Origin of the sequence: Burkholderia paludis, assembly GCF_000732615.1 — a bacterium.
Classification (GTDB): Bacteria; Pseudomonadota; Gammaproteobacteria; order Burkholderiales; family Burkholderiaceae; genus Burkholderia; species Burkholderia paludis.
In genome coordinates this window covers 1-9,581 of record NZ_JPGL01000119.1, presented here as the reverse complement: position 1 = coordinate 9,581, position 9,581 = coordinate 1, and the positions used below count along the sequence as shown (strand labels likewise).

The window sequence follows — 9,581 nt, the reverse complement described above, 5'->3', positions numbered from 1 at the left end:
CGAACTACCGGCAGCAGGTGCTCGTCGCATTCCGCGAGGTGGAGGACAACCTTGCCGACCTGCGCCTGCTCGACGACCAGATCCGTGCACAGGACGCGGCCGTCAACGCGTCGCGCCGTGCGGCGACCTTGTCGCGCACGCAGTACCAGGAAGGCGAGGTCGCGTATCTCGACGTGATCGACAGCGAGCGCTCGGTGCTGCAGTCGCAGTTGCAGGCGAACCAGTTGACCGGCGCGCAGGCCGTGTCGACCGTCAACCTGATTCGCGCGCTCGGCGGCGGGTGGGGCGCGGCGCCGACGGCGGTTGGCGATACGGCGTCCGGCAAGGCGGAGGTCGCCGCGCGTTGATGCCGTGGCCCGCGAAGGGCCGTTCAGGCAGATGGCCGATATGGCCGATCGATGAAGAACCCCGATCCGCGGCAACGCGGATCGGGGTTTTTTATTGGCCGCTCGCTATGACTGCTCTTCAGGCGTCACATCCGTGCGTTCGGCGATCACCACCGCGTAGCGTCCGACCGCATCAGCAATGCGCTGTGCCAGTTCGGGATCGCGCACCGCCCGCGCGAGCGTGACGCCGCCCGACAGCAGCGCGAGGAACGCGATCGCGCGGTCGTCGTCGGGTGTGTCGCCCAGACCGGACGCGACTTCGTCGACGATTTGCTGCAACGCCTGTTCGTACGCGTCGCGCGTGTCGTCGTCGGCGCGCATCACTTCGGGCGACAGGCTCGGCAGCGCACAGCTTTCGCCGAGTGCGCAGGTGCGTCGCGGCCCGAGGTAGAACGACACGAACGGGCGGCGCCAGCGCGCGCCATGCTCGGCCTTGAACGTCGCGACGCCTTGCCGGAGCTGCTCGAGACCGTCGAGCACGACGTTGCGGAACGCCTCGCCTTTCGATTTGAAATGCCCGTAGAACGCGCCGTTGGTGACGCCCGCCGCCTTCGTCAGCGGGCCGATGCCGGAGCCGCCATAGCCCTCCTGGCGGAACAGGCGGCTCGCGGCCTCGAGGATGCGCGTGCGGGTTTCGTGCTTGTGCTCGACGGAATAACGCATGACAGGCTCGCTTCAGAGCGATCGCTCTTTATCGCTTGCATAGAGAGCAACCAGTGTCTAATGTATAGAGAGTGACTGATATTTATATCACGTCACGATTCCGATGACCTGACCAGGAGAACGTGCGATGCCGATTACGCTGACAGTATCCGAAGGGGTTTTCACGCCGGACGACGAGGGGCCGGTGTTTGCCGAGTTGACCGATGCGCTGCTGGATGTCGAAGGATTGACCGGGAACGGGTTCCTGGCGCCGAACGTGGTGGGCACGCTCAACGTGCTGCCGCGGCACCGGACCTTCGTGCATGGCCGGGCGGAGCCCGCCGCGTTCGTCGAGCTGAAGCTGCCGGCGGTGGCGCTCGCCGCGCCAGACAAGCAGCGGCAATTCGTCGAACGGGCGACCGAGATCGTGCTGCATCGAGCGGGCGGGCGGCTGACGCCCGCGCAAGTGTGGGTGAACGTCGTGCATGCGGTCGATGGCGGCTGGGGCATTGCCGGGCGGCGGTACGACAACGCGTCGCTGGTCGATTCGATCCAGCTTGCGGCGACGGCCTCGCGTTAACTGCAACTAACGGTCAAGCCGTCGGGCGTTGACCGGCGGTGCGGCGGCGATCGCCGCCGCACCGGTTGCTTGTCGTTGCCTGCAAGCCGCTGCTGGCGGCGTGGGCCCCGGTTCGCCGGCTGCGTGACGGCGTCCCGGGTGCCGCTGACAGGCAGTCCGTCGCCTGTATCGATGCTGACTCCGTGCGACACGTCGCGTCAGGCTCCCGCCGGCGTTCTCGCCACCCGCCGAAACGACCTCGGCGCGGCCTTTCACCCGTTGCGGTTACCCCGGGCTACCCGGGTTACTCGTGCTACTCGGGTTACTCGGGTTACTCGGTACGCAATTTCTCGACAGTCCGCAATAAGCCGATATCTCGTCGCGGCGCCGGTCACTACCATCCATCGCTATCGATTCCGCCCGATTGGCGGGCGGCCTGACGGAGCCACATCGCGTGGCGCGAGCGCTGATGGAACGAAGCACGAGCATCGAGGCAGGGCGCCTGCTGCGGCGAAGCCGGGCGCCGGCATGGATCGCGATTGCCGCGACGCTGCTGCTGGCTTACGGCGTCGCGAGGCATCTGTCGCGGGCAGCGCCGGCGCCGCCGGAGCCGCAGCATTTCTCCGTCGACGTGGATCGCGCCAGGGCGCCGTGGGAGCGTCCCGTGATCGCGATGCGCGAAGGCGTGCCGGTGCACATCGACGTGCGTGCCAGCGAAGCCGGCGTGCTGATGGCGCATGAAATACCGGGCGCGTTCGCGGCCTGCGCGTCCGGGAGTGCGCAGTCGCTGGACATCTTGCCGGTCGGCATCACCGGGCGTTTCTCGCTGCATTTCCACAGCCGCACAGGCGACACGATCGAGGTCGCCGTGATCGAAATCTATCCGGGGCCGTGACCGCAACGCAATTTCATCACGACAAACAAGACGGAAGGAGACAACGATGCAATTTCCGATTCGCGCAGCGATCGCGCTGTCGCTCACCAGTTTCGTGCTGGCCGGCTGCGGCGGAGACGCCGACGACACGCCGGCCGCCACGACCAGCGTATCCGTGGCCGACTATGTCGTGCCGCGCGTACCGAGCTGCAGTCAGGGCGACACGCCCGAGACCGCGTTGCAAGGGCAGGTGCCGGCCGCGCTCAGGCAGGCCGGATTCGGCGGCTTCAACTGCAACCTGAAGCGCGTCAGCCAGATCCAGGGCGAAGGCGCGTCGTGGTCGGCCGCCACCTATACGGACAAGAAAGGCCAGACCTGCTTCTATCACGCGACGATGGGCGCCAGCGCGCTGTTCAACAATCCCGCCGCACCGCCGCGCGTGAACCCCGGCGTACCGGTGATCGATATCACCAACCCGGCGCAGCCGGTGCGCGTGAGTTCGCTGACGTCGACGTCGATGATCGATCCGTGGGAGTCGCTGCGCGTGAACGTCGCACGCGGGATTCTGGCCGCCGACAACGGGCTCGGCGGCGGCGGCGGCCCCGAGATCGACCTGTACGACATTGCTTCGGATTGCACACGGCCGCAACTGCTGGCCAGCGTGCCCGTCGGCACCGGCGCGGACGGCGGTATCGTGCCGGCCACCAAGCCGCTGGGCCACGAAGGGGGATTCTCGCCGGACGGGCTGACGTACTACGTCGGCGGCGCCTTCACGAAAGCCTATTACGCGATCGACCTGACCGTGCCGACCCGGCCGAAGATGATCTCCTCGATCAGCGTGGCGGATCTGGGCATGGGCAACATTTCGCACGGGCTGTCGGTGAGCCAGGACGGAACCCGCGCGTACTTCGTCGCGTCGGGCAACGGCGGCACGGCCATCGGCATGGGCGCGCCGCCGCTGAACGACGCGAACGCGACCGGCGACAACGGCTTTTTCGTCGTCGATACCAGCGAAGTGCAGAGCCGGCGTCCCGATGCGCAGATGCACCGGATCGCGACGGTGCCGGTGCGGGACGGCAGCATTGCACAACACACGATCTCGTTCGCCGTCGCGGGGAAACCGTATCTGATCGAAGTCGACGAAGGCGGGGCCGGCGGTCTGCAGGACCCGGGCGCGACGGCAGTCAAGGCCGCGTGCAATGCCGGCGTGGCGCCGTTCCCGATGGGGCACATCTACGACATGTCGAGTGAAGCCGCGCCGCGGCTGGTGTCGGAGCTGCGGCTCGAAACGCATGCGATCGCGAACTGCAGCAAGGTCATTCCCGATATCGCGGGCCTCTCCACGTTCACGTACGGCGCGCACTACTGCAGCGTCGACAACCGGCAAAACGCGACCGCGCTGGCGTGCAGCTACTTCAACTCCGGCGTTCGCGTGTTCGATATTCGCGACCCGTCGAAGCCGAAGGAGATCGCCTACTACAACCCGGCTTCCGCGAAGTCGCCGGGTGCGGGCTCGGCGCATCTCATGTTCGGGCAATACCGGGCAGGCGGGCCGGACTGGTGCGCATCGCGCCTCGATTTCGACTTCGACCGGCATCTGCTGACCACCGCTTGCCAGGACAACGGCATGCTCGTCCTGTCATTCGAGAACGGCAGCTGGCCGTTCCCGGAAAGCACGAAGGCGACGGAGATCGGCAATTGATGCGCGTGAGCCGTTGCCTGCTGGTCTGCGCGGCGGCGCTCGCGATGCCGCTGACCTGCGCGGGTTTCGAGGCCGACGTGCACTTCGGCCTCACGCTGTGGCTCGCGCGGCAGGCCGGCTTCGCGCCGCGCGACGCCGAGGCCGTGGCGCTCGCCGACCAGCGCATCGATGCGGGGTCGATCGAGTACATGACGTCGCCGCTGCAGTACGCGTGCCTGTCGCGCTTCGTTCCGGATGCCGACGATGCCCAGGCGCGTCATTATCCGGGCACGCGCAAGGTGCCGGCCGATGCGCAGGACAGAACCGTCGTGCCCGGCGGGCCGGCCGCGCTCGCGCCGGTCGACGCGGCGCTCGGCAAGGCCGGCGGCGGCAGGGCCGCATTCATGCTCGGCGAATTCGGGCGTGCGCTGCATGCGTGGCAGGATTCGTGGGCGCATCGCGGCACGCCGTCGGTTCCGGACTGGAGTCGTGCCGGGATCGCGTGCGATGCCGGTCTGGCGATGGCGGCGCCGCTCGATCAAGGTGCACCGTCGAGCCATGCGGCGGAGCTGACCTGGCGTCGGCCCGCCGATGTGGAAGCGATGGCTAAGGCGACCTACCTGCAGATGATCAGGTATCCGAAGATCGATGGCGCGAGCCGGCAGGCGGCTTCCTGGGATCAGGTGCGGCAACGGCTTGCCGGTTTTGCCGATGCGCGAACGAAACGGGCCAAGTCGGACTGGTTCGTCGCGAACGGCATCGCGGATACGTCGTTTCTCGACGGCATCAGCCTGCCTGACGGACCCGGGTGGAAAGCCGTTCGGTGGCATGGGCGGCGCGCCCTGCCAACGCCGCTGCCGCCGGCGATGCAGGCCGGCGCCGATCCCGATCTCGTCGATTTCTACACGCGCCTCTTCAGCGACTGGGTCACGACATCGCCGGTCGACCGGCGCTGGCTGCCCGCGCTTTCGGCGGGGCGCGGGCACAAGCCCGACGACGCGCTGGTCAACGCGCTCGTCGGGTGGCGGCTGAGGGATCACGGTGCGTATCTGGCCGCTGAAGGATCGACGCATTCGACCGGACGTTCGTCCGCATCGGCACGCAACCGCGCGTCGTTCGAAGTGTTCAGGTCGTTGAACGACGCCGTGCTGCCATTGATCGTGGAGGGCGACAAGCCGTCTCCCGTCCTGCCGTTCCTTGTGTTTCCGCTACCGCGTTCGGGCGATGGCAGTCCGCGCGCCGTTGCGCTCATCAAGTTGCTCGACTCGCCGTACGACACCCTGGGTGTCGTGTCGGAGAAGCGCAATGGGGAGGGCTGGAAAGTGACGGGATGGATCTCGTCTGCTGACTACTGAGCGGGAAGACGTTGACATGCCTGACCATATTGCGCATGAATCGGTGCCTGCGCGGCGCGGCCTTGTCGCCCGCCCGCCGCGCCCGCGGAGATGGCTGGCCGGTTGGCCCGCATGGCTCGTCGCGTGCATGCCGGGCGTGGCGGGCGCCCACGCATGGAATATTCCGTACTACCTGCCGGTGCCTTTGTGGCTGTACGCGTATGCCGCGACGGGCACGCTGATGGTGTCCTTCATGATCCTGGCGTTTGCGCCGGGCTCGCGCGTTCCCGATCCGGGAGGGCGATCGGCAACACGCACGAAAGCGCTGCGAATCCCGGTTTCGATCGTGAGCGCCGCGCAAATCGCGAGTGCGGCGTTCGTCGTGCTGCTGATCGTCGCCGGTATCGCGGGAACCGCGAACCCGTTCCTGAACCTGGCGATGTCGGGCTTCTGGATCTGGTTCTATCTGGGCTCGCTCTATGTCAGCGCGATACTGGGCAACGTCCACGCCTTCACCAATCCGCTCGCGCTGCTGTTGCGAATCGCCGCGCGTTGTTTCCCCGTCATGGAGCATGGGCGCTATCGCTATCCGCCACGCCTGGCCTCCTGGCCCGCGCTGGGCGGTTACATCGCGCTCATCGCGCTGGAACTGTTCGGGACGGGGCGGCCGCGAGACGTCAGCCTGTTCATCGTCGCGTATGTCGTGTACGCGCTGATTGGCGCCGGTTGCTTCGGGCGCGAGCGATGGCTCGCGCACGGCGATACGTTCGGCCTGCTGTGCCGGTTATGTGCGAAGCTGTCGCCGCTGACATGGCGCCGGGGCGCGAGCGGTCACGTGATCGTCGAACCGAGGAACCCGATCGCGGACATGTCGCGCGATACGCCGGCGGATACGAGCATCGTCGCCTTTCTGTCGTTCATGCTGTCGTCGACGGCCTACGACGGCTTGCGCGATACCGCTACATGGAACACGTTCTTCTGGCGCGGCATCTATCCGCACATCGTCGGCCTGCTTCCGTCGCTCGGGAGAAACTATGCGTTTTCAGCGGAGATTCTGCTGACGTGGCAATGGTTCGCGTTCGCGCTCATCGGTGTGGCGTACTACCTGCTGTTCCGCGGCTGCTGCGCACTGGGCGCGCGCAGCATGCGCTCAACGTCGGGCGGGGCGTCTTTCTCGCGGCGGTTCTGCCTGATCCTGCTGCCGATCGCGTTCTTCTATAACGTCTGCCATTACTTCACGCTGTTCTGGGATCAGGGCCGGCAGATCGTGCGGCTCGTGTCCGATCCGCTCGGGCTCGGCTGGAACCTGCTGCCGGTGGCGGCGCCGGACGATCAGGTGTCGGCGGCGCAGGCGCTCATCAATGTCGGATACATCTGGCATGCGCAGGTGCTGCTGATTCTCGCCGGGCACATCCTGAGCGTGATGCTCACGCACGCGATCGTCACCCGGAGCGGGCGGGCGGCTGGCAGGGCGATCGTCGGCCAGTTGCCGCTGCTCGTGCTGACGATCGCATTGACGATCAGCGGCCTGTGGATTTTGTCGCTTCCTCTGGCATGACGATCGCGGCACGCGGCTTGAGTTCCGACGGCGACACGCCCCACCGCTTGCGGAACGTCGCCGAGAAGTGACTGGCCGACGAGAAGCCGCAGTCGAGCGCGGCTTCCGTGATGTCGCATTGTCCGCGCTCGATCAGGCGGCGTGCGGCCTGCAGGCGGCTCTCGATGATGTACTGGTGCGGCGTCAGCCCGTTGGCCTTCCTGAAACTCCGGATGAACGAATAGAGATCGCCCGGGTAGCCGACGGCATCGGCCACCAGCATCAGCGTCAGCGGGCCCTGGAAATTGTCCCGGATGTACTCGCAGGCCTTGCGCATCATGCCGGCATGCGCATATTGCTTCGCCTGCGGCCGCGCTTCCAGGTGCAGCATGCGGTGCAACGCGGCGGACCCGAGCGCTTCCGCATAGGTCGGACCCTGCGGCATGCCCGCGACGGCGTCTTCATGAAGGCTGCGGACGATCTGCGTGAGCAGGTCGTCGATCACGTCCATCCGGAGCGCCGCCGATGCAAACCAGACGTCGGTTTGCAGGCCCGTTCGCGACAGCCATGACGGGTCGAAGTGCACGGTGATCCACTCGATTTCGTCGGACCATCGGCCGGAAAACGAAAAGCCGGGCGGGACATAGGCGAGTGGCCCACGGACGCGGGTCGGCGCCCACCGGCCGCCGTTCGTTCGCAACTCGAGCGTCGCGGGCGCCTGCAGGTACATGCCGAGGATCGGGCCGGTCGTTTCCAGGTCGACGATTTCCGTGGCGCCGGCGATGTAGTGCTCGATCGAGACGGCGGCGAACGACGGCGCGACGGGCTGCCGTCTCCACTTCTGCGGCGGATGCCAGCTGACGCGGCTTCCGTTCGGCGCAATCGCGCAGACGTCCCTCATGGCTGGCCGGCTGACCACGCGTTCTCCTTTCGTCCGATCTGGCGAGCGGTTTCTGACAAGCGAGCCGGTACCGTGACGGCATCGCGAAAACGAACAAACTTTAGGCCGCGATACTTACTCGATGCTTACCTGGCGCCGTGCGCGTGTGGCGGCCGCGCCCGACCGGCGGCACGCGATGTCGCGGCCGTTGCGGAAGCGGTCAAGCGTTGCTGTCGGCGGCGGCCCGCAGTGCGCGCACCAGTTCGCTCGCCGCCTTGCCGAGCCCCTTGTGTTTCGGCCGGCGCAGATACACGGGTAGCGGCAGCCCGTTGCGGATGTTCGCGAACACGAGCGGCGCGAGCTCGCCGTCGGCGGTGTATCGGCCGACGACGGATGCCGGCAGGTTGGCCCAGCCGTGTCCGGCCTTCACCAACGCGATCGCGGTGGCCATGTCGGTCACCTTCCACGTGCGGTTGCCGATCAGCGGCCGCACGTCGGTGAGCGGCCGCTCGGGATCGGCGATCACGATCTGCCGGAAGCCCGACAAGCGCTCGATCGCCTCGGGTTGCGCGCATTCGGCGATCGCCGGATGGCTCGGCGCGGCGACCGCGACGAGCGTCTCGGTCCACAGCGCGTGGATCTGTTCCTGAGGATGAAGATCGAGCCCGCCGTATGCGACACATAGATCGACGGCGGCGCGATGCAGCGCGTCGACGATCACGTCCTGCGGCGCCGTGACGATGCGGATCGCGAGCGCCGGATATTTCGCTGCCACGGCCGTCAGCGCACGGGCAACCGGCGCGCTGTCGATTTCGGCGGCGAGCCCGAGCCGCAACGTATCTTCGACGCCTTCCGACAAATGCTGCGCATGCGCGCGCAGCGCGTGCAGCCGTTCGGCGATCGCGCGCGCGTCGGGCAGCAGCGCGGCCATCGCGGCGGTCGGGGTCGGTTCGCGCGTGCCGCGATCGAACAGCACGAGGTCGAGTTCGGCCTCGAGGTTCGCGATTGCCATGCTGATCGCCGACGGCGTGCGGCCGAGCGCGCGTGCGGCCGCCGAAAACGAGCCTTTGTCGATGACGGTCAGCAGCATGTCGATGTGATCGCTGGTCAGCATGCGCGGGCCTCCTGTCAGAAAAATTGAAAGGACCTGACTTTGGCGGGCGGGGGCCCGCTGATAGTCTCGCCACCTTGTTCGAGAGGAAGGTGGATGGTCATGCAAGGGTGGAAGAGACGCATAGTCTACGTCGTGATGTTCGAGGTGCTCGGCATCCTGGTCGCATCGTCGGTGCTCGGCATGCTGAGCGGCGCGAGCGTGGCGGCGAGCGGCCTGCTCGGGGTGATGATCTCGACGACGGGCGTCACCGTCAATTTCCTGTACAACCTCGCGTTCGAGGCATGGGAGCGGCGCAGTTCGGCAACGACGCGCACGGTCGGGCGCCGCGTGCTGCACGCGATCGGGTTCCAGGTCGCGCTGGTGACGTTCCTGATCCCGTTGATTGCCTGGTGGCTCGACGTGTCGCTGCTGCAGGCGTTCCTGTACGACGCCGTGCTGATCGTGTTCTTCCCGATCTTCACGTTCGCGTACAACTGGGCGTTCGACGCCGTGTTCGGGCTGCCCGATGCGGTCACGCGCAAGGCGGAGCCGGCTGTCTGACAAGGATGATCGCGGGGCGGCGGGCGGCGGGCGG

At 67.1% G+C, this 9,581-nt stretch carries 10 protein-coding genes; 7 read left to right on the top strand and 3 right to left on the bottom strand.

The features are described from left to right. On the top strand, positions 1-347 hold a 347-nt coding region (locus GQ56_RS0138435; protein WP_031403687.1), incomplete at its 5' end, for a TolC family protein. Between the two features lie 105 nt (positions 348-452). Here the strand turns inward: GQ56_RS0138435 and GQ56_RS0138430 are convergent. Next, positions 453-1,049, bottom strand: a complete 597-nt coding sequence (locus GQ56_RS0138430) for a TetR/AcrR family transcriptional regulator (protein WP_031403686.1) — start codon at positions 1,047-1,049, stop codon at positions 453-455. Positions 1,050-1,176: 127 nt separating this feature from the next. Between GQ56_RS0138430 and GQ56_RS0138425 the strand changes: the two genes are divergently transcribed. The 5 genes from GQ56_RS0138425 (at position 1,177) to GQ56_RS0138405 (ending at position 7,034) form a co-directional block, all read left to right on the top strand. After that, entirely contained in the window at positions 1,177-1,608 is a 432-nt protein-coding gene (locus GQ56_RS0138425) for a hypothetical protein (protein WP_031403685.1), read from the top strand. 448 nt (positions 1,609-2,056) lie between these two features. Then, a complete protein-coding gene (locus tag GQ56_RS0138420; protein WP_031403684.1) occupies positions 2,057-2,482 on the top strand; it encodes a hypothetical protein in 426 nt (141 codons plus the stop codon). Between the two features lie 46 nt (positions 2,483-2,528). Then, the gene (locus GQ56_RS0138415; protein ID WP_031403683.1) at positions 2,529-4,163 is read left to right on the top strand and encodes an LVIVD repeat-containing protein; all 1,635 of its coding nucleotides are present in this window, start codon (positions 2,529-2,531) and stop codon (positions 4,161-4,163) included. Continuing rightward, positions 4,163-5,497, top strand: a complete 1,335-nt coding sequence (locus tag GQ56_RS0138410; RefSeq protein WP_031403682.1) for a DUF6765 family protein — start codon at positions 4,163-4,165, stop codon at positions 5,495-5,497. The genes GQ56_RS0138415 and GQ56_RS0138410 overlap by 1 nt, the downstream gene beginning before the upstream one ends. 16 nt (positions 5,498-5,513) lie before the next feature. Next, positions 5,514-7,034: a hypothetical protein gene (locus tag GQ56_RS0138405; RefSeq protein WP_031403681.1), complete on the top strand. Its 1,521-nt coding sequence runs from the start codon at positions 5,514-5,516 to the stop codon at positions 7,032-7,034. Here GQ56_RS0138405 and GQ56_RS0138400 read toward each other — a convergent pair. Together GQ56_RS0138400 and GQ56_RS0138395 are read right to left on the bottom strand one after the other, a co-directional pair. After that, a complete protein-coding gene (locus tag GQ56_RS0138400) occupies positions 6,997-7,914 on the bottom strand; it encodes a helix-turn-helix transcriptional regulator (RefSeq protein ID WP_235212839.1) in 918 nt (305 codons plus the stop codon). The genes GQ56_RS0138405 and GQ56_RS0138400 overlap by 38 nt on opposite strands. Before the next feature lie 199 nt (positions 7,915-8,113). Continuing rightward, a complete protein-coding gene (locus GQ56_RS0138395) occupies positions 8,114-9,007 on the bottom strand; it encodes a LysR family transcriptional regulator (RefSeq protein ID WP_031403679.1) in 894 nt (297 codons plus the stop codon). Between the two features lie 99 nt (positions 9,008-9,106). Here GQ56_RS0138395 and GQ56_RS0138390 point away from each other — a divergent pair, with 99 nt between their 5' ends. Beyond that, positions 9,107-9,547: a PACE efflux transporter gene (locus GQ56_RS0138390; RefSeq protein WP_031403678.1), complete on the top strand. Its 441-nt coding sequence runs from the start codon at positions 9,107-9,109 to the stop codon at positions 9,545-9,547. The last annotated feature ends 34 nt before the right edge of the window (positions 9,548-9,581 follow it).